At 43.6% G+C, this 25,531-nt stretch carries 19 protein-coding genes; 14 read left to right on the top strand and 5 right to left on the bottom strand.

The window, feature by feature from the left end:
• Positions 1 to 161 precede the first annotated feature (161 nt).
• The 3 genes from C7Y69_RS07795 to C7Y69_RS07785 are packed head-to-tail and all read left to right on the top strand — an operon-like array spanning position 162 to position 5,456.
• On the top strand, positions 162 to 2,183 hold the full coding sequence (locus tag C7Y69_RS07795; RefSeq protein ID WP_126872326.1) for a glycoside hydrolase family 13 protein: 2,022 nt from the start codon (positions 162 to 164) through the stop codon (positions 2,181 to 2,183).
• A gap of 28 nt (positions 2,184 to 2,211) precedes the next feature.
• Positions 2,212 to 3,705: an MFS transporter gene (locus tag C7Y69_RS07790; protein ID WP_126872325.1), complete on the top strand. Its 1,494-nt coding sequence runs from the start codon at positions 2,212 to 2,214 to the stop codon at positions 3,703 to 3,705.
• Complete coding sequence (locus C7Y69_RS07785) at positions 3,702 to 5,456, top strand: alpha-amylase family glycosyl hydrolase (RefSeq protein ID WP_126872324.1); 1,755 nt, start codon at positions 3,702 to 3,704, stop codon at positions 5,454 to 5,456. The genes C7Y69_RS07790 and C7Y69_RS07785 overlap by 4 nt, the downstream gene beginning before the upstream one ends.
• A gap of 208 nt (positions 5,457 to 5,664) precedes the next feature.
• Here C7Y69_RS07785 and C7Y69_RS07780 read toward each other — a convergent pair whose 3' ends face one another.
• Positions 5,665 to 6,705, bottom strand: coding sequence for a LacI family DNA-binding transcriptional regulator (locus C7Y69_RS07780; protein WP_126872323.1), 1,041 nt, complete (start codon positions 6,703 to 6,705; stop codon positions 5,665 to 5,667).
• 278 nt (positions 6,706 to 6,983) lie between these two features.
• Here C7Y69_RS07780 and glnS point away from each other — a divergent pair, with 278 nt between their 5' ends.
• Positions 6,984 to 8,651, top strand: a complete 1,668-nt coding sequence (glnS, locus tag C7Y69_RS07775; protein ID WP_126872322.1) for a glutamine--tRNA ligase — start codon at positions 6,984 to 6,986, stop codon at positions 8,649 to 8,651.
• 86 nt (positions 8,652 to 8,737) lie between these two features.
• On the opposite strand, the gene C7Y69_RS07770 is transcribed toward glnS, so the two are convergent.
• Complete coding sequence (locus C7Y69_RS07770) at positions 8,738 to 9,496, bottom strand: YciK family oxidoreductase (RefSeq protein ID WP_126872321.1); 759 nt, start codon at positions 9,494 to 9,496, stop codon at positions 8,738 to 8,740.
• 316 nt (positions 9,497 to 9,812) lie between these two features.
• Between C7Y69_RS07770 and C7Y69_RS07765 the strand changes: the two genes are divergently transcribed.
• From C7Y69_RS07765 to C7Y69_RS07725, 9 genes are all read left to right on the top strand, one after another.
• A complete protein-coding gene (locus tag C7Y69_RS07765) occupies positions 9,813 to 12,416 on the top strand; it encodes a VolA/Pla-1 family phospholipase (RefSeq protein ID WP_126872320.1) in 2,604 nt (867 codons plus the stop codon).
• Positions 12,417 to 12,610: 194 nt separating this feature from the next.
• Positions 12,611 to 15,199: an acylase gene (locus tag C7Y69_RS07760; RefSeq protein WP_126872319.1), complete on the top strand. Its 2,589-nt coding sequence runs from the start codon at positions 12,611 to 12,613 to the stop codon at positions 15,197 to 15,199.
• Between the two features lie 117 nt (positions 15,200 to 15,316).
• Positions 15,317 to 16,345 (top strand): protease SohB, encoded by a 1,029-nt coding sequence (gene sohB / locus C7Y69_RS07755; RefSeq protein ID WP_126872318.1) that lies wholly within the window; start codon positions 15,317 to 15,319, stop codon positions 16,343 to 16,345.
• Between the two features lie 129 nt (positions 16,346 to 16,474).
• Complete coding sequence (locus tag C7Y69_RS07750) at positions 16,475 to 17,113, top strand: TetR/AcrR family transcriptional regulator (RefSeq protein ID WP_126872317.1); 639 nt, start codon at positions 16,475 to 16,477, stop codon at positions 17,111 to 17,113.
• A gap of 80 nt (positions 17,114 to 17,193) precedes the next feature.
• Positions 17,194 to 17,607, top strand: coding sequence for a GFA family protein (locus C7Y69_RS07745; RefSeq protein WP_126872316.1), 414 nt, complete (start codon positions 17,194 to 17,196; stop codon positions 17,605 to 17,607).
• Between the two features lie 110 nt (positions 17,608 to 17,717).
• The gene (locus C7Y69_RS07740; protein WP_126872315.1) at positions 17,718 to 18,101 is read left to right on the top strand and encodes a hypothetical protein; all 384 of its coding nucleotides are present in this window, start codon (positions 17,718 to 17,720) and stop codon (positions 18,099 to 18,101) included.
• A 100-nt stretch (positions 18,102 to 18,201) separates the two neighbouring features.
• Positions 18,202 to 19,293, top strand: a complete 1,092-nt coding sequence (locus tag C7Y69_RS07735; protein ID WP_126872314.1) for a serine hydrolase domain-containing protein — start codon at positions 18,202 to 18,204, stop codon at positions 19,291 to 19,293.
• 118 nt (positions 19,294 to 19,411) lie between these two features.
• Positions 19,412 to 20,173 carry a Nif3-like dinuclear metal center hexameric protein gene (locus tag C7Y69_RS07730; RefSeq protein ID WP_126872313.1) on the top strand — a complete coding sequence of 254 codons (762 nt, stop codon included), beginning with the start codon at positions 19,412 to 19,414 and terminating at the stop codon, positions 20,171 to 20,173.
• A complete protein-coding gene (locus tag C7Y69_RS07725; protein ID WP_126872312.1) occupies positions 20,170 to 20,931 on the top strand; it encodes a methyltransferase in 762 nt (253 codons plus the stop codon). The genes C7Y69_RS07730 and C7Y69_RS07725 overlap by 4 nt, the downstream gene beginning before the upstream one ends.
• A 99-nt stretch (positions 20,932 to 21,030) precedes the next feature.
• Here the strand turns inward: C7Y69_RS07725 and C7Y69_RS07720 are convergent, their stop codons facing one another.
• Together C7Y69_RS07720 and C7Y69_RS07715 are read right to left on the bottom strand one after the other, a co-directional pair.
• Entirely contained in the window at positions 21,031 to 22,077 is a 1,047-nt protein-coding gene (locus C7Y69_RS07720; protein ID WP_126872311.1) for a 2-hydroxyacid dehydrogenase, read from the bottom strand.
• A gap of 35 nt (positions 22,078 to 22,112) precedes the next feature.
• Positions 22,113 to 22,595, bottom strand: a complete 483-nt coding sequence (locus C7Y69_RS07715; protein ID WP_013784013.1) for a glutathione peroxidase — start codon at positions 22,593 to 22,595, stop codon at positions 22,113 to 22,115.
• A 96-nt stretch (positions 22,596 to 22,691) separates the two neighbouring features.
• Between C7Y69_RS07715 and C7Y69_RS07710 the strand changes: the two genes are divergently transcribed.
• Entirely contained in the window at positions 22,692 to 23,603 is a 912-nt protein-coding gene (locus tag C7Y69_RS07710; protein ID WP_126872310.1) for an NAD(P)-dependent oxidoreductase, read from the top strand.
• 44 nt (positions 23,604 to 23,647) lie between these two features.
• Here the strand turns inward: C7Y69_RS07710 and C7Y69_RS07705 are convergent, their stop codons facing one another.
• The gene (locus C7Y69_RS07705) at positions 23,648 to 25,291 is read right to left on the bottom strand and encodes a response regulator (RefSeq protein WP_260563445.1); all 1,644 of its coding nucleotides are present in this window, start codon (positions 25,289 to 25,291) and stop codon (positions 23,648 to 23,650) included.
• Positions 25,292 to 25,531 lie beyond the last annotated feature (240 nt).

The raw sequence follows: 25,531 nt of genomic DNA, 5'->3' as shown, positions 1-25,531 counted from the left end.
AAAAATACACAGCAGAATGTGCTTAAAACATGCTTATCCAAGCCTTCGCTCGCTATTTCATACTCATCCTCAAGGTGAATACGTATGCATAGGATTGGCGTGAGTAGCTGGTGGGGGTAGTATGCCATAGTGGTTTAACGTCTTATTAACATGGAGGGGGTGTGTTGCATTTCCGTTTTAACATTTCTCGCATCTGGCTAATAGTAAAAGCGCCCTCATTCACTTCAGCTTTAGTGCCTCGCTTTTTGGTTTCAGCAGCTTCATTAGTCACCAACCGTTTTGTAAACAGCGTTGCGACACTTGCATCGCTGACGTTCTCATATGCTGCAATAGCTGACATAGACGTTTATCCTCCAAATTGGTGGGTGGGTATGGAAAAGCCTACGGTTGAACTTATGTTGCATGGCGACGGTGTTGCCAACTATTCCGCTTCAATCAATGCTACTGATGTCAACGTTGTGGGCTCGAAACGATTAGACAGTGAAAACTATTTATTCGTCACGTTAAATACAGATAGTGCAGAAGCGGGAAGGGTTGTTATATCGCTCATCGCACCAGATGGTTCATCCCACGACATTGACTATGCACTTAATGCACGACGACAACATTCTCAATCGCGGGTGGGCTTTGGCCCTAAAGATGCCATTTACCTTATTGCGCCTGATAGGTTTGCCAATGGTGATGAAAGCAATGACAGCGTTGATGGATATGAAGACAAGTTAAATCGCGACAACAAAGGCGGGCGCCACGGCGGTGATATTCAAGGGGTCATCGACAATCTAGATTATATTGCTGATATGGGATTTACCCAAATATGGTCGATGCCGTTGCTTGAAAATGCCATGGATACCTATTCATACCACGGGTATTCAACCACAGATTATTATAAAATAGACCCACGTTACGGTTCAAATTCACAATATCAAAAGCTCAGTAAAAAAGCGTCTGAGCATGGTGTTGGGCTTATTATGGACATGGTGCTAAACCACATCGGCAGCGGTCACCCTTGGGTTCAAGACAAGCCGTCTAAAGATTGGCTTAACAATCAAGGCGTGTTTGTTGGCACTACTCACAAACGAGAATCACTTCACGACCCACATGCAATTCAAAGCGATATCAAAGCATTTAGTGATGGCTGGTTTGTTCCCAGCATGCCAGACTTGAATCAGAGGAACCCGCACCTAGCGACATACCTTATTCAAAATGCGATTTGGTGGGTAGAGTTTGCAAATTTAAGCGGCATTCGCGTAGATACCTATTCATACTCTGATAAAGACTTTTTGTCCGATTGGACCACGCGACTGATGCAAGAATACCCGAATCTAAACATAGTGGGTGAAGAATGGTCGGTAAACCCTGCTATTACCGCTTATTGGCAAGCTGGAAGCCATAGGCATGATGATTATGTAAGTGCATTGCCTAGTGTAATGGACTTTGCATTGCAAAGTGCAGTGGCTGACGGGCTTACTTCAAAAGAAGGCTGGGACACGGGGCTAACGTCTGTTTATGAAACGTTAGCGACAGACTTTCTGTACGGCGAGCCAAATAACCTAGTGATTTTTGCTGACAATCACGATATGAGCCGCGTCTATTCTCAGGTTGATGAAGACATTAATCGCTGGGATATGGCGATGACGTTTTATCTCACTGCGCGGGGCATTCCTCAAGTTTTCTACGGCACCGAAATATTGATGAGCAACCCTAACACGGAAGATCACGGTATTATTCGAAGTGATTTCCTTGGCGGGTGGAAAAGCGATACTAAGAACGCATTTACTGGCAAAGGGCTATCGGATGATGAGCGTTGGGCACAGTCACGAATTAAACAATTGCTCTCTCTAAGACAAAACTACCCCGCGGTTTTTGAGGGCAGCTTTAAGCACTATGCACCTGTTGATGGCGTGTATGCCTACGCAAGGCAGGCCAATGCTAAAAATCCCCCAAGTATACAGGGCGATAAAGATACTAACGATACCGATGAAAAGAAAGTGAACAGTAAGTCACCCGTGATATTGGTAATCTTGAACAAAAATGAAAAAGCATCAACGGTAGATATGAATAAATATAACATGGTTACTAACGGTAAAAAGAATATGACTCGTCTTAAAGACGATAAGGAATTCGCCTCCAGTGAAACCGTAACGTTAGCGCCAATGTCGGCGAATGTTTTCATCGTTAAATAATAGAACAACAATAAAGTAGAGTGGTCTTATGCAAGTACAACAACCTCGTTTATCATTCTGGCAAATTTGGAATGTTAGCTTTGGCTTCTTAGGCGTTCAGTTTGGCTTTGCCCTACAGAATGCCAATGTGAGCCGAATTCTTTCCGACCTAGGGGCAGACCTTCATTCTTTGTCTCTTTTTTGGCTAGTGGCACCGATTATGGGGTTGATTGTGCAACCTATTGTTGGCTCGGCGTCTGACAGAACATGGAATCGTTTAGGACGAAGAAGACCCTTTATTCTTGCGGGTGCGGTAGCTGCCGTGCTAGGTATGATCTTATTACCCAACGCACCTTTATTTGTTGCCTTTCTTGCACCAATGCTAATGGGGGCGCTGATGGTCGCGCTAATGGATGCTTCATTTAACGTGTGCTTCCAGCCTTTCCGCTCTTTAGTGTCGGATATGGTGCCGCCGTCGCAACGTAACATTGGTTATTCCATACAATCGTTGCTAATCAATATTGGTGCAGTAATAGGTTCAATTTTGCCCTTCGTGTTAACTAACGTGGTAGGTCTTGAAAATACTGCGCAAATGGGAGAAGTCGCTCCGTCTGTTATTTGGGCTTTCTATATTGGGGCTACGGTATTGCTTGGTACGGTCATCTGGACCGTTTTTCGCACCAAAGAATACTCGCCCGAAGAGTACAATAGATACAAAGGCCTAAGCACTGAGAATGACGTTAAGCCAGAAAATACGCCAAAAGCACCATTTATCGAGCGTATGAAAGCGTTTTTTTCCTTGGTTGTTCACATGCCTAAAACCATGAAACAACTTGCCGTTGTACAATTTTTTTCATGGTTTGCCCTGTTTATTATGTGGGTATACACCACGCCAGCAATTACCCAACATATCTGGGGTGTTGACAAAATATGGTGGGATCCAGCGCACATTGCCTCAGTTGCTCAAGTACCCGACGCTATTGTAGCCGCTAAAGGCGCAGCCGGTGACTGGGTGGGTATATTGTTTGCTGCTTATTCGGTATTCGCCGCCGTCTTCTCAGTATTTCTCGCTCGACTCGCCGACAAGTTTGGCAGAAAAACTATTTACGCTGGGGCGTTAATTTTAGGTGGCTTAAGCTACGTTAGTTTTCTGTTCTTCCAAGACCTCACCATGGTGAATGTAAACTTATTGATTACTGAAGTTACCGTGCCCCTTGGGGCAGTGAAGCTTCTTATCCCAATGATTGGGGTAGGGATTGCATGGGCCGCTATTTTAGCGATGCCTTATGCCATGCTAGCGGGCGCGTTACCGGCCAACAAAACCGGCGTTTATATGGGCATATTTAACTTCACGGTAGCCGCACCACAGATAGTGTCTGGCTTAACCGCAGGCTGGATTTTAAGTAGTGTGTTCGATAACGAAGCTAAATACATTATTGTTGTCGCCGGAGCGTCCATGTTATTGGGGGCTATCGCTGTATTTTTCGTAAAAGAACACGACGTAGTAGAAGCAGACGTAGCTGATAAGGAACTAGCACAATGACCCCTAAACTAAAAAACCTTACCCTTGCTATCACACTTGCATTGGGTGTAGGCACAATAACAGCTTGTGCTTATACATCGTCGTCAATGTCTGCTGATTCGGCAAAGGCCGAGGCAGAATCTTCAGCTGCCTCGAATGGTAAAGCGGATAACAAAGTCACTATTTCAGGTACCACCACACCGTTTGCGAGCGAAGCGATTTACTTTGTAATGACCGACCGGTTCGTGGATGGCGACCCCAGTAATAACCATGAAGACCAAGGTGGGGAATTTCCAACCTGGCAGCTACCCATGGAAGGTCCTGACGGGAAAAAAGCCTATGTGGGCTATATGGGCGGAGACCTGAGAGGGGTGCTTAACAATGGCGACTATATTCGCGATATGGGTTTCACCGCCGTTTGGATGACGCCAGTACTACAAAATCCTAACCAATCATTTAGTGGCGATGAGCAAATTACTTTTGGTGGCGCATTTAAAGACGGTGGCAAAACCGGTTATCACGGGTACTGGGCAACTAACTTTTATAAAGCTGATGAGCATCTAATAAGCCATGATTTAAGTGTGAAACAGTACACCACACAAATGCGTGAAAGCTTCGGTTTAAAATCGGTATTTGATATTGTAGCCAACCACGGTACGCCAAGCTTTACCATGCCCTCTGACCAACCTGGATATGGTGAAATTTATAATGCTGAAGGCGAGTTAGTCGCTGATCACCAGAACTTGGCCCCGGAAGATTTAGACCCGAAAAACAATCCGTTGCATGAATTTTTTCATGATTATCCAGACTTGGTAAAGCTGTCTAACCTTAATGATCAAAATCCCAAGGTAAGAGATTATCTTATCAATAGTTACCTTTACTGGATTTCACAAGGCGCGGATGCATTTCGTATCGATACTATTCGCCATGTCCCTCATGATTTTTGGCGAGAAATGTCTGACCGGGTGAGGGCAGAGCATCCCGACTTCTTTATGTTCGGCGAAAGCTTCCAATTTGATGCGAACTTTATCGCGCAGCACACACTTCCAAAAAATGGTGCGGTAAGTGTGCTCGACTTCCCGATGCAAGAAGCCATGGTAAAGGTGTTCGAAAAGCCACTTGAAAGTGACTTCGCAACGTTAGCCGACACCTTGTATTTAACCCATGGGCCTTACAATAACCCTTATGATTTAACGACTTTCTACGACAACCATGATATGGCACGCATTAACGCCACCGACAATGGTTTCATTAATGCGCACAACTGGTTGTTTACGGTGAGAGGTATTCCGGTGGTGTACCAAGGCTCAGAAATTGGCTTTATGCGTGGTACGTCTGAGCACGAAGGTAACCGCAATTACTTTGGCCAAGACAATATAGACAACGCCAAATCGCATGCTATTGCACAAGCACTAACTAAAATAGCGCACGTGCGTAAAAACACACCAGCACTTCAACGAGGTTTGCAGTTCAATCTTGAATTAGCCGGGCACAAAGCCGCGTTTTACCGTGTTTTACAAAGTGATAGTGCACAACAAACCGCATTGGTCATGCTGAATAAAGCCGAAGAACCTGCAAGTTTTAGTATCGATGAATACATGCAAGCTGGCACATGGACTGAGCAGTTGTCTGGCGAAACACGTGAATTGGTTTCCGGTGACGCGTTAACAACCTCAGTGCCCGCCAACGGCGTTCAAGTATGGGTTAGGGAAGGGGCGTTAGATTCAGATGCCCTAGAAGCGGCGCTTATTAAGCAAATGTCGGCGCAGTAAATTTTACCTCACAATAAAAAAGCGCTTGTTGCTCGTTTACTACTAATAACATCAAGCGCTTTTTCACTATTTATAAATCATGTTTTAGCGGGGCATTTTCTATAACTAAACAACTCAAGATAGCTAACCTGAGGTAGCTAACGTAAGATAGTTAGCCTAGCGAGTTAGCCAGGCTTATTAAATTAGGCAACCAAGGCTCGTAGGCTGCCTAGGTTTTTGCCCCACATGAATGCCTAATTATGACTTCCGCTGGCATGAGATAATCTTCTACCTTTTCATTTGAAATGGCTTTAATTAACGTACTGACCAATAATTCACCGGCTAGCTTCGTGTTTTGCTGAACGGTAGTTAACGCTGGGGTCGTGAAGGCCGACACAGCAATATTATCGTAACCTACCACTGCAATATCGTCAGGCACTTTAAGCGCTGTTTGCCTTAACGCTCTCAAAACGCCCATAGCAATAAGGTCAGATGCGCAAACAATAGCGTCAGGTAACCCTGCTTCGTTAGTTTTAGCATCGTTCAACATACCTTGAATGGCATCAAAGCCAGCTTCTTCGGTAGAAACCGCATCACTTTGCAACGAACTTTCGTATAAATTATGGCTTGTTAGCGCCTCTGTATAACCTTGAAAACGAGCCATAAACTCAGGGGCTTTATTGCCTGAATCGCCGATAAACGCAAACCGAGTTCTACCTAGGGCGATTAAGTGTTCGGTAATGCTGTAACCACCTTGAAAATTATCACAGCCAACACTCACACCTGGATGAGCGGCATCGGGTGCGCCCCAACGAACGAAATGTGTGCCTTGTGACTCAAGTTGTGCCACTTTACTGCGATAATCGGTGTAATCACCGTAACCCAATAAAATTATGCCATCTGCTTTATTTGAGTCTTCATATTCTGCATGCCAGTCATCTTCCAAGTTTTGGAACGACACCAGCAAGTCGTAACCCGCAGCCGCACAGGCACGGGTAATACTTCCTAACATGGCGAGGAAGAAGGGGTTAATCATTGAATCATCTGAGGTGGGATCTTCAAACAACAAAAGTGCAATGGTGCTACTTTTTTGCTTGCGTAGATTACTGGCATTCTTATCAACTTTATAATTAAGTTCGCGAGCAATGCGCTGAACCCGATCACGGGTTTCTTGATTTACCAAGGGGCTGTTATTTAGTGCTCTTGATACTGTTGATTGAGAAACGCCTGCCAAATGTGCAATATCAAAAGAGGTTGCTTTTTCTTTCATGGGCACCATGTTTGTCTGCTACGACCGAGTTGTCGACAAGAAGAAAGATACCATACTTTCTTCTAACCACGCTTTATTTGCTAGTCACACGCCTTTTTTAATACAAGAAATAGCAAAAAAACGTTTCATCGCGTTAAAACTAATCACTTGTAAGGCTAGGTGTAATAAAACGTGGTTGTCAGTTTTAGGTCAGTGTTATACTAATCCACAATATTAATTAATTTTAAACGTTAAGATTATTTTTAAACGTTAATTCAAACGCTAAGGGGAACACGCGAATGGCCGAGACTGAGCACCGTCCGACCAACTTTATCCGTCAGATCATCGACAAAGACCTTGCCAATGGTGTGCACGAGAGTATTAAAACTCGGTTCCCGCCGGAGCCAAATGGCTTTTTGCATATTGGTCATGCAAAGTCTATTTGCCTAAATTTTGGTGTTGCGCAAGATTACTCAGGTTCTTGTAATCTGCGCTTCGACGACACAAACCCAGCAAAAGAAGACATTACCTTCGTTAACTCTATTAAAGAAGACGTTAAATGGTTGGGTTTTGAGTGGGATGGTGAAGAGCGTTACTCTTCAAATTATTTCGACCAGCTTCATGGTTTTGCGAATGAATTAATCGACAAAGGCCTAGCTTACGTCGACTTTTCTACTCAAGACGTGATGCGCGAACTACGTGGCACATTAACTGCGCCAGGTAAGAATAGCCCATACCGTGATACCGACGTTGAAACCAACCAGCGTGAATTCGCTAAGATGACAGCGGGCGATTATAAAGAAGGTGAGTGTAGTCTTCGCGCTAAAATCGATATGGCTTCACCGTTTATGTGCATGCGTGACCCGGTAATTTATCGTGTTAAACACGCTCACCATCACCAAACGGGTGATAAATGGTGTGTGTACCCCATGTACGATTTTACGCACTGTATTTCGGACGCCATTGAAGGTATTACCCATTCATTGTGTACCTTGGAGTTCCAAGACAACCGCCGTTTGTATGATTGGGTGATTGAAAATATCACTATTGATAGCACACCACGTCAGTATGAGTTTTCACGTCTTAACCTTGAATACACCGTATTGAGCAAACGTCGATTAATTCAGCTGGTTGAAGAAAATCACGTTAGCGGGTGGGACGACCCGCGCATGCCGACTGTGGCAGGCTTGCGTCGTCGTGGTTATACCGCGGGTTCGGTACGTGAATTTTGCAAGCGCATTGGCGTGACTAAAATGGACAACATGGTCGAAATGTCCATGTTAGAAGCGTGTGTTCGTGAAGACTTAAACGTGAACGCACCTCGTGCGATGGCAGTTCTCGATCCTATTAAATTAGTGATTGAAAACTACCCAGAAAACGACAGCGAAACATTAGTAGCGCCAAATCATCCTAGTGATGAGTCTATGGGCACACGCGAAATTAGTTTCGGTCGTGAAATCTGGATTGAAGCGGAAGATTTTCGCGAGTCAGCAAATAAAAAATTCAAACGTTTAGTGCTAGACAAAGAAGTGCGCTTGCGTAATGCGTACGTGGTTAAAGCTAATCGTGTTGAAAAAGACGCAGAAGGTAACGTAACCACGGTTTACTGTACCTATGACGCTGACACGCTAGGCAAAGACCCGGCTGATGGCCGCAAGGTTAAAGGCGTTATCCACTGGGTTGACGCAGGAACAGCGCAGCAAGCTGAGTTTAGGTTGTACGATAGATTGTTCAACGTGCCTAACCCCGCCGCTGAAGAGAACTTCACTGATGTGATAAACCCTGAGTCATTAACGGTTATGACTGGTTGGGCTGAAGCTGGGCTTGCTAAGCGAGCACCTGAAGCAGGTGCATGGCAGTTTGAGCGTACCGGTTATTTTTGTTTAGATGCAGACAGTACAGATGACAAGCCTGTATTTAACCGCACGGTAGGGTTACGTGATACGTGGGCTAAAATAGGCGACTAAGCTAGGCCATCAAGCAAACATAAAGTTTCACTATAAAAAAGCCGCGTTTACGCGGCTTTTTTATGGGTAAGTGTTGGTTGTCACTTTTAGCGCTTAGGTTGGCAATCAAGAGATTGACCATTCACATCAATACTGTCATTACCCATGAGGTAAAGATACATAGGCATGATGTCAGCAGGTGTTTTCAATGTATCAGGGTTTTCAGCAGGAAAAGCCTGCGCGCGCATATTGGTGCGTGTGCCACCTGGGTTAATACAGTTAAAGCGTAGCGACTTATTTTGATACTCGTCAGCTAACGTCTGCATGACACCTTCTGTAGCGAACTTCGATACCGCATAAGTCCCCCAAAACGCGCGACCTTTTCGCCCAACGCTAGAGGTTGTAAAAATCACCGATGCATTTTCTGCTTTTTCAAGGGCAGGGATTAGTGCCTGAGTTAAGAATACCGTACCGTTTACGTTGGTTTGCATCACATCAAGCCATTCTTGTTGCTCAATGTCTTTAAAAGAACTTAAATGTCCAAGCACAGAAGCGTTGTGTAACACACCATCTAACTTACCGAATTGATCTATAATAGTTTGTGTCATTTGCTGGTAGTGTGACGGTGTTGCACCTTTTATATCTAGCGGTACTATTGCAGGCTCTGGTGCAGGTTCAGCACTTCCAGCATTTACGATTTCGTCGTAAACGGCTTCTAGCTTAGAGACGGTTCTGCCTAATAAAATACAGGTGGCACCATGTTTTGCGTAAGTCCGCGCTGCTTGAGCACCGATGCCATCGCCAGCACCTGTGATAAGAATGACTTTACCCTTTAATAAATCAGCAGGGGCTTGATAATCGTTCATCAGTATCCTTAATAAATTCGCATATAGTTATCTGCGCAATAGGTTCATATTGTATAGGTGCAGATGATACTCACACTACGCAATAAGTAAAACTTTCGAAGTATAAAAACACCAAACGTAAAAAAAAATAACGTTTAGCGTTAACAAAACTTTGCAAAGTTGCAACAAAGTTAATAAGATTGAGGGAGATACAACTGGTCTAACATGTTTGAAACTCGGTGAGTTTGCAGTAAGAACAAGGCGTTAAAGGTGCCAGCTTACAAGCAATGCGAGTTTTAGATACACAGAATAACAACAATGCTTGTAGGGAGTAAGAATGAGAAAACTCATATTAAGTTCCAGTGTGGCCCTTGCGCTGGGTCTAACAGGCTGTGGCGGTTCCGATGATACCCTGTCCGATATTCAGGCCGAGACAGAGGTCCAAACACCATTTTCACGTATCGTGTTTGATCCCGCTAGTGGCGATTTAAATATACCTAACGATCTTCTAATGCTACCAGGGGGTGACGGCTTTTTCGATTATACGCTTAACATTCCGGTAGACGATCCAACTAACTTTGCTGATCCGCAAAATGCACTTAATGTGTTAGACGGCTGGTCAACTCAGCATCCATTTGCTATATCGGTAGAGACGCCGGCAGGTGTTTCACTTGATGCGTCTACCTTGGCGGCTGGCGTGTTGATGTTTGAAGCAACCCTAGGGTTGGATTTAAATGATCCAGATTGCGCGCAAATCACGACGCCTTCTGCGGGTTGTAAGCTTGGCGATCAGTTGGTTTACGGCGAAGATTATGTGCTTTCTCTTGCTGATGAATCAACAATTACCTTTGTGCCATTAAAGCCACTGAAGCCGGCGCAAGGTCACATGTTGGTAATGACCACCGCGTTGAAAGATTCGTCTGGTAAGTCTGTACAAGGCTCTACATCGTGGGATTCAACACGACAAGATATCAATACACTGCCATTATCAAGTGATGATCAATTATTGCTTCAAGGCATTGTGAACTCACTGGTAAACCCAGTGATTGGTGCTGGTTATGAGCGTGAAGATATCACCTATGTTTCCGCATTCACCACGCAATCAATTGCGAATTCACTCGATACAATCAAAAAAGTAATGGTAGGTGAGTTTGCAGCACGCGCTGCTGCTGGAGACCCAACCGCGGGTGAAGCACTTCCTGTTATTGTAGTGGGAGACGTTGATAGTGCACCTACGGCTATGGAAGCATTAAATTTAGTTACCGAAGAAGTAGTCGCTGGTGCGGTCTCAGTCGGTATCGACAGTTTACCTGCTGAGGCAGCAGCCCTAGTACCTGTTATTGAAGCCACTGACTTCAGTGCCCTTGAAACGTGCGCTGGGTTAGCAGGTACCGTTTCTGGTCAGTTATCTGCCCAATGGGGTGCGGTTAACGATTTCGCTGTGGCTGTGTCGACTGGCATACTTGCTGAAGCGGGTCCATTTTGTGCCGCACAACGTTATGAGGGTAGCGTATCGCTTCCTTATTTCCTAGGTGTTCCAAGTGCAGAAAACCCAACTGCACCAGTTAATGAATTTTGGCAAGCAGCTTGCGACAGCGGTATTGTGTTAGCAACGGCTTCTGATGAAGTACTTGCTAGTGCCACACCTGGTCCAAACTTCGAAACGTGCTCAAGTCTTGGCTTATCCGATTTACGTGTTGATGGCGAAATGCTAGATAACGCGCGTAACATCACTAAGTTTAACCCATTCCCTCAGATGACGGGCGGAAACATGGGTGAAGAAACGCTAGATGTACAGGTGACAATTCCAGACCCAGCAATTGCTGGTGCGCTTGGCTTCCCTGTCAGCATGCCTGATGCGGGTTGGCCTGTAGTGATTTTAGCCCATGGTATTACGAGTAAAAAAGAAGATATGCTAGCCATTACGGGTACGTTATCGTTGGCAGGTATTGCTTCGGTAGCTATCGACCAACCACTTCACGGTACTCGTGGTTACGACTTGGACGGCGACGGCACTGATGACATCAATGCAACAACGGTAAGCGCTACTCACTACATGAACTTGGCAAGCTTACCAACTGCTCGTGATAACCTGCGTCAAAGCGTGTCTGATTTATTGGGCTTACGTTTAGGTTTGAACGCAGTAGTTGATGCTACAGCAAGCCAGAACGTGTCATTTGATATGTCTCGTGTGTCTATCATGGGTGTATCACTAGGCGCTATTACTGGCGGTAACTTTGCCGCAGTAGCGAATACCAGTATGGGCGAGACTTTAGGTGCGCTAGACGGTATGTATGCTGTTAAACAAGCCTCGTTAGAGTCTCCTGGAGGCGGTGCGGCTCAGTTCTTACTTGAGTCTCCTACTTTTGGTCCGCTTATCAAAGGGTTATTGTTATCACAGTCATCTGAAGATTTTGTTGCCTTGTTAACTCAGCTTTATGGCACAACGGATGTTTCAGAAGCACAATTAGTGGGTGCGGTAAGCGCATTTATGGATGCCTTAAGTGATGAACAAGCTGCAGAAGTAAATGCGGTATTTGCTGAGTTTGCATTTGCAGCACAAACTGTGATGGATGCTGGAGACCCAACTAACTATGCCACTACGCTTGGTGAAACGACACCCGTACACATGATGACAGTGGTAGGTGATGGCGGCGAAGAAAATCTGCCTGACCAAGTGATACCAGTAAGTACATCATTACCTTTGTCTGGCCAGTTAGCCCTTGCTAATACCATTGGTTTAGAGCAGGTTACGACTACCCAATCTGGTACCGATGCACTAAGTGGCTTGGTCTTATTTAACAGTGGTGCGCATGCATCAAGTTTAAGTCCAGCAGCTAACGCGGCGGTGACTGCCGAAATGCAAAGAGAAGTAGCAGGGTATATTTCTACTGACGCTACAGTATTACCCATTACTGATGAAACGGTTGTATCTAACTAATGATATGTAACTAGTTAATTCGTAATCGAGAAAAGGCCGACTTATGTCGGTCTTTTTTTTGCTTACTTAAGCTAAAGGCTAAAATGTTGTTTGAATGTTTCCTGTTGTTAATGTAGTGTTAATTGGTCGGATCTGTTGAAGAAAAAAAGATACAGGATCTTGATTTCGCGTATTACAACAATAAGGGACAGTTTGTGAAAATACCAAAGAATCGTATTTTGCCATATCGTACACTTCTCGCAGCCTCTATTGCTGCCACGCTACTAGGTTGTGGAGGGAACGATAATAATTTTGATAACGTTCAAACGCCTACCCCCCCTGAGCCATCTCCCGTTGAACCTACACCTACACCGGTACCAGCTTTCGATACTGATGGTGTATTAACGGCTGACATAACGTGGACGACTTACGGTGTACCTCATATTAAAGCGGATAATCTAGAAAGTATGGCCTACGGGGTGGGTTATGCGTTTGCTAAAGATAATTTGTGTGTTTTAGCCGACCAAATTATTAAATATAATTCCGAGCGCTCGAAATACTTTGGTCCCGACAACCAAGCGGGCAGTGGTGATTCAGAGCATCTTATTAACGATTTCGGCTTTTTGACATTAGGGATTCGTGCGCTGGCTGAAGAGAATTTAGCACGCATGTCAGCAAACTCAAGAGCCATGTTTCAAGGTTATACAGCAGGTTATAACCGCTACTTGGCCGACACCCCTGTGGCTGACCAAGACCAATCATGTGCTGGACAGCCTTGGGTGACGGAAATTGATAGTACTGATTTATTAACGTATTCACTGGGTGTCGCCTTACTGCCAGGTGCTGCTAACTTTTTAGGGCCAATGTTTTTAGCGGCGCCTGAGGGCGAAAGCTATTTACCCACTCCTGCGGCAAACTTGAACTTCGCTTCACAAGAAATAGCTGCATTCCCTGCTGCCTTGGCGGCGAATAGGCAAGTAAATGCCATGCCATTTAACATTAACCCTACCATAGCGCTGCCGGAGAAAAATCCACAAGACATGGGATCAAATGGCTGGGGATTAGGGAGCGATAAAACCACAAATGGCATGGGAATGGTTTTAGGAAACCCCCATTTTCCTCACACAGGGAATTTACGTTTTTGGCAGTTCCATACACAAATACCTGGCTATTTAAACGTCACAGGTGGCTCTTTGACGGGGTTACCAGGTGCGGTGAATATAGGCTTCAACGAAAACGTTGCGTGGACACACACCTTTTCTACAGCTGAGCACTTTGTCGTTTATCAATTAACGTTAGATGAAGATGACGATACGGGCCTTACTCATAGGGTTGATGGTAGTAAACGAACCATTTACGAAAAGCCTATGCAGATTGAGGTGGCGGTGGCACCAGGCCAAACCATTATGCTTAATAAAACCGCTTATTACACAAATTACGGGCCTATGATTGAAGTGCCGGGTAATTTTGAGTGGACGGACACGAATGCGTTTGCCATTAAAGATGCAAATTTGCCGAATTTGGATGTTGTTGATCACTGGCTAGCGATGAATATGGCGGGCTCTATGGATGAGTTCAAACAAGCCTTCAAAGACTATGATGGTGTTATTTTTAACAACACCATGTCTGCTTCAGCGGACGGTCAGGTATTCTATATAGACGATTCTACCGTCCCCAATTTAACTGAAACCGCCATTTCAGAATTGACCACTAATCCAGTTTTAGTACAAACAAAAATAGCGGCAGGTTTTACTGTTTTACCCGGTTTTGCCTCAGCGTTTGATTTTGATGGACCTGTACCTTACGAGGAAGCACCCAAATATGAAGGAACAGATTCAGTTCAAAACTCTAACGACAGCTTCTGGTTAACAAATTTATCTTCACCTATCACGGGTGTTTCGCCACTTTATGGCAATGTGGAAAATCAACAAAGTCTGCGATCACGCTTAGCCCAGCAATTTATTGAATCTGAAGCAGGTAGTGATAACACATTCACGCCTGACGAAGTGGAAACCTTGCTACTTAACAACCGAAGCATGCTGGCCGATATGGTGTTGCCTAGCTTACTTCAAGCTTGTACAGCCCAAGGTAGTGATCCTGTTACGGTAAATGGTGAAGACGTGGATATCTCCGCTGGCTGTGCAGCATTGGCCTCGTGGGATGGCACCATGAACAAAGACAGTGTTGGGGCACACGTATTTAGAGAGTTTGCATTTCAATTCGACAGGGATCCACAGTGGGAAACACCGTTTTCTGTTGATAACCCTGTTACCACGCCAAGTGGTTTATTGCAGAATGACACCACAATTAATCAATTTGCTGCTGCAGTTCAGGTTGTTAACCAAGCCGGTGTAGCGCTTGATGCAACCTTAGGCGAAGTACAATTTGTAGAACGGAGCCTTCCAGACGGGTCTGCATCGGGTATTAAACTTCCATGGGCCGGGGCACATAACATTGAAGGTGGCTTTAATGTGTTTAATATTGTGCCGGGGAACAACGGCACTTTACTGCCAAGACATACCTATGCACCGCTTAACAGTAATACCATTATGAGCGCAGAAGCAGAGGGTTATCATATTAATTATGGTAGCAGTTGGATGATGGTCATTAACTTTACTGAAGAGGGGCCACAAGGCAGAGGCCTTCTTTCATACTCTCAATCTAGGGGGTATGGCAGTGAACATTCAGTTGATCAAACCGAACTTTATTCGTCTCAACCCACGTTACGAGAACTCTATTTTACCGACGAAGAAATATCTGCAAATACAATCAGTACGTTAACCCTATCGTCAGAGGAAAATTAGACTGCTATTATAGGCGCCATTATATAAAGTCGCCTTAATGTAAGTTCTATTTAGGACAATAAGGTCGTTAAGAAGGGTCTGATAACAGACCCTTTTATTTTGTACTAGGAGATAGGTTTGGAGTTTTTGTACGAATACGGTTTATTTGTGGCTAAGGCCGTTACCTTAGTTATCGCGTTTATTATCGTGGTATCGACCATCGTTGGCGTTGCTAGTAAGCAGAAACAGGGTAAAGGTCAGTTAGAAATAATCTCTCTTTCAGAGCAATTAAAAGACATTACCCATTACGCGAAGCAAGTGTTGCTCGACAAAGCAGCATTGAAGCAATTGGCTAAAAAGCAGAAGAAAGAAGATAAAGCCAAAAACAAAAGTAAAAAAGCGAACGATGAAGAAGAAAAGTCGCGTTTATTCGTCATCGATTTTAAAGGCTCTATGGATGCGAACGAAGTTGAGCACTTACGTGAAGAGATCACCGCTATTTTATGTGTGGCTAACAAAGAAGATGAAGTACTTGTGCGCTTAGAAAGTGGCGGTGGTGTGGTACATGGTTACGGACTAGCGGCTTCGCAGTTACAGCGCATTAAAGAAAAAGGCCTAACGTTAACTATCGCGGTAGACAAAGTAGCGGCCAGTGGCGGTTACATGATGGCTTGTGTGGCAGATAAATTGTTAGCATCACAATTTGCCTATATCGGTTCAATTGGTGTGTTAGCGCAATTGCCAAATTTCAATAAATTATTGAAGAAGAACGATGTGGAATTTGAGCAACATACGGCAGGTGAATACAAACGTACGCTTACCGTGTTTGGTGAAAATAATGACGAAGGGCGCGCAAAATTTAAAGAAGAGATTGAAGAAATTCACACGTTATTTAAAGACTTCGTTCATAGCCAGCGCCCTGAAATGAACATTGAGAAAGTGGCAACGGGTGAATATTGGCCTGGTGTTAAAGCCAAAGAACTAGGCTTGGTTGATGCGCTTTCAACGTCAGACGATTACATTTTGTCGCACTTTCCAGAGCGCGAAATATTTAAGGTTAAGTACTCGTTGAAGAAGAATGTAGCAGAAAAGCTAGGGCTGTCGGTTGCAGCTGTTGCTGAACGCGTAGTCATGCAGACTTGGAACAAAGCAAGGCACTGGTTTTAAGAATAATTAATATAAAATAATAGGTTACAGAATTCCTTTGTGGTTATGCGTAACCTTTTTACCCCGTTCCGAGTCGTTTTCACACGCAGGAACGGGTGTGATGAGACTTAGGTTAAAGAAAAATAAAAAATGGCGAAGCAAACTAAAGCTGATATTTTAGATGCTGCTGAACTGCTCTTTTCAGAGCAAGGGTTCACGCAGACATCGATGCGCGAGATTACGACTCGAGCCGAGGTTAATCTAGCGTCAGTCAATTATCACTTTGGTAGTAAGAAAAACCTTATCCAGGCAGTGCTAAAAAGGTATTTCGATATTTTGATGCCCGAAGTGAATACCTGCCTTGCCAACAATAAGGTATCTTCCGGAAGCGAAGGTGTTGCTACCTTGTTGTATGCACTCATTCCTCCTATGTTGAAACTCAATGTGTTAAGACCGTCGGGTACAGCCATATTTGTTCAGCTATTGGGTCGAGGGTATAACGAAACCCAAGGACACTTGCGCCGTTTCATTATGACCGACTACGGCGAAACAATTAGAGCCTTGGTTGACGCTATTCAACAATGCTTACCCGACCTTCCTCAAGAAGCGCTTTTCTGGCGCTTGCACTTTGCAATGGGAAGTTTTGTCTTCTCAATGGCTTCAAGCCGAGCGTTAACAGAAATCGCTGAGTCGGATTTTCACAAGCATGTGGACATTGAAGAGGTGATCAGTCACCTAGTACCCTTTGTAGCACAAGGCGTTGCTGGCAACATTTCACAAAATAACTAAAAAATGAGGCCAGAGTGTTAAGTTACCGAGATTGGATAACATGCATTCTAGATAGGGATTAGGTAAAAGGAAGTATATATATGTATTACGGAACCTGTCTGTGCGGCGAAATAAGCGTCGAGATTTTAGGCTCGATAGATGACATCATTCATTGTCATTGCTCACTTTGTAGAAAGAATAGTGGCACTGCCTATGCCACCAATGGCTTTATCAATGCTAACGAATTCCGCCTAATAGACCCACAGAAGAAACTTGCTACATACGAGTTTAAACCAGGCAAAAATAGACATTTCTGCTCGACCTGTGCATCACCCATTTATAGTTCAAATGCAGCTAATCCTGAAAAGCTGAGAATTCGGCTTGGTATTGTAGATTCAGATATTTCAGAAAGACCCATCTCTCACAACTTTGTTACGTCAAAAGCAAACTGGGACAACTTAGATGCTGCGCTGCCAAGATATGATACGTTTGAACCTGCTAGACAAAGTCGTTAAATTAAACGCAACTAATGAAACGCTCTTGATTCATTTCCTGTAAGAATACTGCAAAAGTATTATTAGCCTCATCAATGAGGGTAGATCTACATTAAAATTGGATGTTTATAATGGATTCATCGGAATTAGAAGAAAAACCGGAACTAGATTCAGCCCAACAGAATAAAATCAAAAATGAGACCCTTACCACAGAATTACATTTTGAATTACTAAAACAATATGCGTGGTTATCTTCTGCTGCTATTGGTGCAATCGTCGTTCTTGTTCAATTGAAAGCCATAGAAGCAGATAAAGATCTTTATGTCTCCCTCGGTTTTTTTGTGGCTTCCATTATTTTGTCGATTACGGGGCAGGATCATATAATTGATTCACTACTCAAAGGTAAGCAAATATATGATGCATCAAAGTTTTTAAAGTTCATTAGAACGATTTCTATGATGTGTTTTGGCATAGGTGTAGGTTATCTGGCAGCAGACGTATTAAAATTCTGGTAACTACGTCCTTTACCTTCATCGTGAATCAACCTCTACTTTCAATTTAAAAAGGCATAGCCGAAGTTACTTTTAATTTTGGCTGTGAGTAGGGAAGCCCTTTGTGAATATTGAATACGCGTTTGGGTCTATATACCGTAAATTAGCTATTTCAATCCTATTCGTTTTTTCCGTAAATGCTATTTCTGGCGAACCAGACAGTCATAAGGAGCTGACACAGTACTTGGACGAAGTTCGAGTTGAGTCTGCTATTCCCGCAATGGCAGTCGCGGTCATTACTGCCGGCAAAGTCAGTTATATTGAAGGTTTCGGCTACCTAGATGAGAAGTTAACCAAGCCCACAACGGATAAAACGCTATTCAGGGCTGCGTCAATTTCTAAACTTTTCACCGCGCAAGCCATAATGAAATTAGTAGAGCGAAGAAAATTAAGCCTCGATGACGAAGTGGGTTTATACATCCCCCAGCTTGAAAAATCTCAAATTACTATAAAGCAATTACTCACCCATTCTTCAGGCTTAACGGACGTTATTAGGCCTGTGAGTGTTAAACAAGGTAGATCGCTGAAGCGTTATTTAGAATTGGTGAGAGGCGCTGTCCCCGAAGAGTCTGAAAGTCACAGCTTTGTGTATAGTGACACTAATTATAATCTGTTGGGTGAGATCATTCTCTCAGTTAGTGGTCAGCGCTATGACGCTTTCATCTATGACAATATTTTTAAGCCAGCAAAAATCAGAAAAAGTCATTTTTATGATGGCTCAAATGAAAATTTCGCTGAAACGCACCCAACCTACAGGGGAAAGTTAATAGACAAGCTTGAGCAGCGACCCTATGACTTAGCTTTTAACCCCAGTGAAGGCGTCATTGCTAATGTATACGATTTAAGCCAATGGCTTACGCTCACGCTTAACCACGCTCCTGTCATTTTAGATAAGCAATCCTTCGATGCGATGTTAGTGCCACAAGTAAAAACCACGTGGGGTGAAATATACATGGCACTAGGTTGGCAGGTTTATGAGAATGAATATGGGAAAGTCGCGAGGCATCCAGGTAGTGTTCGTGGGTACAAATCGCTAGTGCTTACATATCCAGACAGTAAAAACGCAATAATTATACTGAGTAACTCAAGTGATACACCGCGCTGGGAAATTGCAAAGTCCATTACGGAAATTTTAAATAAGACCGGGGAATGGTAGCTGGCGTGTGTAAAAAGAAAGGACGGCAGTAGTCGTTCAAAATTAGTATAATGCTTAACAATTCTATAGGTTCAACATGATTGTTGAACTGATTGTATAACAGTTAACCGGAGTGTTTGTGTCAGTAAGTAACCTTGAACTTAAACGCTATCTAGATGGCACACTTAGAGCCCATGAGATCAGCGACTACTGCCCTAATGGTCTGCAAGTTGAAGGCAAGCCAGAAATTCAACGTGTAGTAACAGGGGTTACGGCCTCACAAGCCTTGATTGATGCCGCCATTGCAGAAAATGCCGATGCCATCGTGGTGCATCATGGCTATTTTTGGAAAGGCGAGTCGCAAGCAATTACCGGCATGAAGAAAAAGCGCATTCAGGCATTACTTGAACACGATATTAATTTATACGCATACCATCTACCGTTAGATGTTCACCCCGAGTTTGGGAATAACCGACAGCTTGCGACACTGCTTAATATTGACAATGTGCGAGCCCTAAGCGGCGTAAAACCTACGGGTGTGGTTATGCAAGGGGAGTTCGAAAGCCCAATGTCTCAGCATGACCTACAGCAGCTATTAGCTGATAAGTTAGGACGAGCTGTATTAGCGGAAGGTGATGATAATAAAGCTATTAAAACCGTTGCTTGGTGTACAGGCGGAGGTCAAGGCTTTATCGAACAAGCTGTTGCGGCAGGGGTAGATGCGTTTATTACCGGTGAAGTGTCTGAACAAACTATTCATACGGCGCGTGAAATGGGTATTAGCTTTTTTGCGGCGGGTCATCATGCCACTGAACGCTACGGCGTGAAGGCATTAGGTGAGCACATTCAAATCGAGTTTAACCTCGACGTATCTTTTATTGATATTCCAAACCCAGCATGACAGAAAAATCAGATCATATTTTTGACGGTATAGCCGCAAAATTTGCCGATAACATCTATGGCACGACAAAAGGGAAACTTAGGCAAATTATGCTTTGTGAGGCGTTAGTGCCTTTTGTTGAAGTATCAGACAACATACAGCCTAAAAAGGTGATAGAAGTGGGGGGCGGCACAGGTGTGATGGCCGCTCACTTGGCATCGCTAGGACATAGTGTACTGTTAACTGATGGATCAGAAGATGTATTAGTTCATGCCAAAGACAATTTAAAAACGTTTCCAAACGTGAGTATTCAACATCAATATTTGTTAGATATTCAAAATATGGAAGACTTTGATTTTATAGTGTGCCATGCGGTATTGGAATGGTTGAATGAGCCCTACCAAGCTATTCAGTTTCTCTATGACAACATGCGTAAAGGGGCAATATTAAGCCTGAGTTTTTTTAACCGTGATGCAAACTTAATGACTAACGCCATTTACGGTAATTTTGATTACATTGCGCAAGGTATGAAAGTCAGGAACCAAGTTCGCCTTAACCCTAAAAATCCGTTACCGGCTAAACAAGCCAGCGATTTTTGTGAGTCTATTGGTTTTACGGTAAAAGCGAAAACTGGCATACGATGTTTTCATGATTACTTGAAGAACCCAGAACATCAAACTACCCAGTTTGAAGGGTTGGTAAACCTAGAACGAACCTATAACCAAACAGAACCGTTTATGTGGTTAGGAAAGTACTTCCATCTTGTGTTGGAAAAGTAGCAAATATTGCTACTTTTCTACTATTTTCTTTAAGCGTTGTGCTTGATTCTATGCTCATTAGCTTTAACCCGTTAAGCCAAGCCTCTTAAAATAAGCCCCTTAAGTTATGTGCTGAACCATATTGTTGTTAACGTTCAGGCTAGAGTCACCGGCAAAGAAGCGTAAGTTATCTAGGGTAATGGTGGCAATCTCACTCAAAGCCTCTTTGGTGAAAAAGCCTTGATGCCCAGTTACCAATACATTGGGAAACGTGAGTAAGCGCTGAAATACGTCGTCTTGAATAATATCTTGTGAGTGGTCACTGAAAAACAACTCTGATTCTCGCTCATAAACATCTAAACCTACATACCCTAAATGCCCACTTTTTAGCGCATTGATTACCGACTTATCATCAATCAATCCGCCACGTGATGTGTTTATCAGCATGGCGCCTTTGGGCATTAGGGCAATACTCGACTCATTGATAAGGTGATAGCTTTGCTCAGTAAGCGGGCAGTGAAGAGTAACAATGTGGCTTTGGCTAAAAAGCGATTCAAGTGACGTGTAAACTACGCCTTCTTGTTTAAGTTGCTCATTAGGGTAGGGGTCGTAGCATAAGACATTGCAACCAAAGCCTTTCAAAATTCGGATCACCGATTGGCCAATACGCCCTGTACCTATCACGCCTACTGTTTTGTTGTGTAAAGTGAAACCCAGTAAACCGCTTAATTCAAAGTTACCTTCTTTTACCCTGTTATAGGCTTTATGTGTCTTGCGATTTAGGGTAAGAATGAGTGCTAACGTGTGTTCAGCCACGGTTTCCGGGCTGTAGGCAGGTACTCTCGATACGCTGATATTGAGTTCATGGGCTGTTGCGATATCAACATTATTAAAACCGGCGCAGCGTAGGGCAATATGCTTGATGCCAGCCTCATGCAAAATATATAAAGTTTTCGCGTTAAGTTCATCATTGACGAAAACACAGACTGCATCGTAGCCTTGGCAAAGCAAGGCAGTCTCAGCGGTGAGTTGATGAGGGAAATAAGTAAAGGAAATAGGGGGAATGCCCTCGGCTTTTTCTACGCTCAAGGCTTTTTCTAAGCTCAAGGCTGCTGCCTTAAAAACAGTTTCTTCATAAGGCTTGGCACTAAAAAACGCGACTTTCATTACACTGCACTCCCTCTTCATCAAACGTTAATAATTTAGGCTTTCAAGAGTCCATCAATATCATTACTTATTTCACTCGGCTTCGTGGTTGGGCCGTAACGCTTAACCACGTTTCCGTTAGCATCGACAAGAAACTTAGTGAAATTCCACTTTATGCGTTTAGAGCCAAGTAAACCAGGTGCTTGTGATTTTAATTCAACGTAAAGAGGATGGGTTTGCGTTCCATTAACGTCAGTTTTTTTAAATAATGGAAAAGAAACACCAAAGTTCATATTACAAAATTGAGCAATATCATCATCTGAGCCCGGTTCCTGGTGACCAAATTGATCGCAAGGAAATGCCAATATTTCGAAGCCCTTCGGACTATATGCTTTATAGAGTTTTTCTAAACCTTCATATTGATTAGTAAAACCACATTTACTGGCGGTATTAACGATAAGTAATACTTTGCCTTTAAAGTCTGACATAGCAATAGCTTCGCCATTGTTTCTAACCACTTGGTGAGTATATATGCTCATAGCGCTTCTCTTTATTTTAGTTATTGTTTTGTTTTAGTTATCAGAAAGTTTGTTACACTTCGCTTCAGTATAATCAGTTATGAAGAGAGTTACACTATGTCAAATAATACAACTACAACGTCTTCATCTGTAGATTCACCTATCGATAATGCATCGATAAAAGTCAGTTTTCTAGGGCTTGGCGTGATGGGCTACCCCATGGCAGGGCATCTAGCAAAATCAGGCTTCGATGTTACTGTTTATAATCGCACAAAAGCGAAGTCAGATAAGTGGGTTAAAGAGTTTCAGGGCGCCCTTGCCCTATCCCCAGCAGAAGCCGCAAAAGATGCTGATATAGTGTTGATGTGCGTAGGTAACGACAACGATGTTAAAGACGTTGCCAGCCAAGCCTTAGGTACGATGGGGCCGGGTACACTACTGATAGATCACACTACCGCGTCGGCAGAAGTAGCGCGTGAAATGTTTTCACTATGTCAAAAGCAGTCTATCGCCTTTTTAGATGCACCAGTGTCAGGCGGCCAGGCCGGTGCTGAAAATGGTTTGCTTACCGTTATGGTGGGAGGCGAACAACAGGCTTTTGACCGTGCTGAAGCTGTTTTTTCTGCTTATGCTAGACACAGTCAATTGCTAGGTGAAAGTGGTAGTGGCCAGTTAGCAAAAATGATGAACCAAATTTGCATTGCCGGTATTGTTCAAGGGCTAGCGGAGGCACTTCATTTTGGTCAAAAAGCAGGATTAGATTGTAAAGCGGTGATTGATGTCATTAGTAAAGGCGCTGCACAATCTTGGCAAATGGAAAATCGTGCGTCTACCATGCTCGAAAACCATTATGATTATGGCTTTGCGGTAGATTGGATGCGAAAAGATTTATCTATTGCCCTTGATGAAGCGCGTCGAAATGGTTCAACATTAGCGCTAACGGCCTTGGTCGACCAATATTATGGCGACGTTCAGAAAATGGGTGGCCATCGCTGGGATACATCAAGCCTACTAATGCGTTTGAAATAACATACCATCGGTATGAGCACACTTGGTCAGTTTATACCTAACGTTTAATGGTGCTTGTTGTCTTCGTTGATAGCAGGGGCTATTAGCTTTTCTGCATTAGCTTGGGCCGTTAGGTTTAATTGGGTGAGCCTATGATGATTACTATCTGAAAGTGCCATATCAGCAATAACACGAAGCAGTTTGCGAATTCCGTATTTGCGATAAACGGCGGTGTCTGATTCAATCATGCACTGCAATAAATTAAGCCCGAATGCTGCCGTTTCTGGCGATAAATTCAATGCATCATAGAAATGTTTCATTGCCGGCAAGTATTGTTTGTTCATAAACAACTGTGTACCGGTTTCATTTAGCATAACTGCCTGGTCATGATTAAGGCCCAGGCGCTCACCACCACTAAAAATAAGATCGTCGTTAGCAACCTGCTCTGAGATGATCTGCAGCTCGGCATTCTTCTGCTTTGCAAGGGCAAGTAATTGGCTAGCTTTACCTTCCTCGCCCAAACCATGATGTACTTTTGCGGCAATCACTAGCATCGAAGGCTCGGTACGCAAGTAATCATCCATGTAGTCACTTTCAAGTAAGTGAGCGGCTTTTTGATCTTCGCTTTCTAAAATGGCTGAAAAGGCCAGTAGGTAGTCTCTTTTTTGCAATACTTGGCGATCACTTTGACTGCGACCTGCCAAGCCAACTAACTTACGAGCTTGGCTTAAGCTTTCTTCTCGATTGGTACTAGGCGCTTCTTCTGCTAGCAATAAGTAAAACTCCGCCAATTCGAAGGTGAAATCGTTAAATCTGTCTCTGGCACTTCGATGCATAGCGCGCTTTTTTTGGAGCAGATCTATAGCCTCTACCACCTTGTCCTGTTTTTGATACGCGAGAGATTTTAACCTAGCAGCGGGTAAACTAAGATCGCTGAACTTTATCTGGCTTAAATAGGTCTCTACTTGCTCATACGACTTTTGCTCAAAAGATAGAGAGGCAAGCCATTCAAACGCGCTGTCTCGCGCTAGGGTTGAAGTTACCATACCACTAAGTTCGTCTTGGCAATCGGGCCATAGTCCCGCCGCATATTGGCACCTAATTTTGCCCCACTGTGCCCAAAGTACTTTATCTGAACGCGTGAGTACATCATCATATACACGCATCGCATGTAAAATATCTTCGTTTTCAAACAAGAGTTTGGCGTAAAGTTTACCTACATCAGACGCTAGCCTTGGTGGTACGCCTTCTCGCAATTTTTTACGTAACAGTGTGATAGCAGAAGGGCGTTGTTTGTTATCCATTTCCCGTAACACGGGCTCAATATACTTGCGATAGCTCAAATAGTGCTTAATTTGACGAGACAACGAGGCAATTGTGTAAGGTTTTATAAGCAACGCATCAGGTTGCAAATCCATTATGCGGCCGATGGTTTGCGGAGAACGATCGGAGGTTAGAAAAATAAAGCCGGTGCTAGGGCGAATAAAATCTGATTCTTTAAGGCTTTGCACCCATTCCACTCCCGTTCTTCCTTGGCCTAAGTGGTAGTCCATAATAATGAGTTCGAAATGCTGTTTACGTAACGCCGACTTAAGTTCTACACCTGAACCAAAACTGCTCACGTTTAATTTTGCAATGGGCAGAAGGTGCCCCCGCAATGTGGTGCGCGCAGTCGCGTTATCTTCAACAATAGCAATCCGATAATCCAAGAGGTGTCAATATAGTAGTGTTTTAATAAACATAGCTTATCAGCGCTGGGTGTAAAGTGCATTAGCCGTAAGGTTAACTTTCTAACTATATGTCTTTATTTATTATTTTAAGACAAGGGGAGCTGAAAAACGGGTTAATGCATCACTATATTTGTCACAATTATTTTACATTAACTTTATTTATTTTTGATATTTACGTTTACGTGAAGGTAAGTTGTTAGATACTGTATTTGAGACTGT

Origin of the sequence: Alteromonas sp. KS69 (assembly GCF_003989595.1) — a bacterium.
Lineage (GTDB): Bacteria > Pseudomonadota > Gammaproteobacteria > Enterobacterales > Alteromonadaceae > Alteromonas > Alteromonas naphthalenivorans.
The sequence above is the reverse complement of the archived record's forward strand: the minus strand, read 5'-3'. Positions and strand labels throughout refer to the sequence as shown.

What these genes read in the sequence shown, in the direction of transcription:
- C7Y69_RS07790 (WP_126872325.1), top strand. Translation starts at nt 2,212, where the DNA reads ATGCAAGTACAACAACCTCGTTTATCATTCTGGCAAATTTGGAATGTT.
- C7Y69_RS07785 (WP_126872324.1), top strand. Translation starts at nt 3,702, where the DNA reads ATGACCCCTAAACTAAAAAACCTTACCCTTGCTATCACACTTGCATTG.
- C7Y69_RS07780 (WP_126872323.1), bottom strand. Translation starts at nt 6,705, where the DNA reads ATGAAAGAAAAAGCAACCTCTTTTGATATTGCACATTTGGCAGGCGTT.
- glnS (WP_126872322.1), top strand. Translation starts at nt 6,984, where the DNA reads ATGGCCGAGACTGAGCACCGTCCGACCAACTTTATCCGTCAGATCATC.
- C7Y69_RS07770 (WP_126872321.1), bottom strand. Translation starts at nt 9,496, where the DNA reads ATGAACGATTATCAAGCCCCTGCTGATTTATTAAAGGGTAAAGTCATT.
- C7Y69_RS07765 (WP_126872320.1), top strand. Translation starts at nt 9,813, where the DNA reads ATGAGAAAACTCATATTAAGTTCCAGTGTGGCCCTTGCGCTGGGTCTA.
- C7Y69_RS07750 (WP_126872317.1), top strand. Translation starts at nt 16,475, where the DNA reads ATGGCGAAGCAAACTAAAGCTGATATTTTAGATGCTGCTGAACTGCTC.
- C7Y69_RS07745 (WP_126872316.1), top strand. Translation starts at nt 17,194, where the DNA reads ATGTATTACGGAACCTGTCTGTGCGGCGAAATAAGCGTCGAGATTTTA.
- C7Y69_RS07740 (WP_126872315.1), top strand. Translation starts at nt 17,718, where the DNA reads ATGGATTCATCGGAATTAGAAGAAAAACCGGAACTAGATTCAGCCCAA.
- C7Y69_RS07725 (WP_126872312.1), top strand. Translation starts at nt 20,170, where the DNA reads ATGACAGAAAAATCAGATCATATTTTTGACGGTATAGCCGCAAAATTT.
- C7Y69_RS07720 (WP_126872311.1), bottom strand. Translation starts at nt 22,077, where the DNA reads ATGAAAGTCGCGTTTTTTAGTGCCAAGCCTTATGAAGAAACTGTTTTT.
- C7Y69_RS07715 (WP_013784013.1), bottom strand. Translation starts at nt 22,595, where the DNA reads ATGAGCATATATACTCACCAAGTGGTTAGAAACAATGGCGAAGCTATT.
- C7Y69_RS07710 (WP_126872310.1), top strand. Translation starts at nt 22,692, where the DNA reads ATGTCAAATAATACAACTACAACGTCTTCATCTGTAGATTCACCTATC.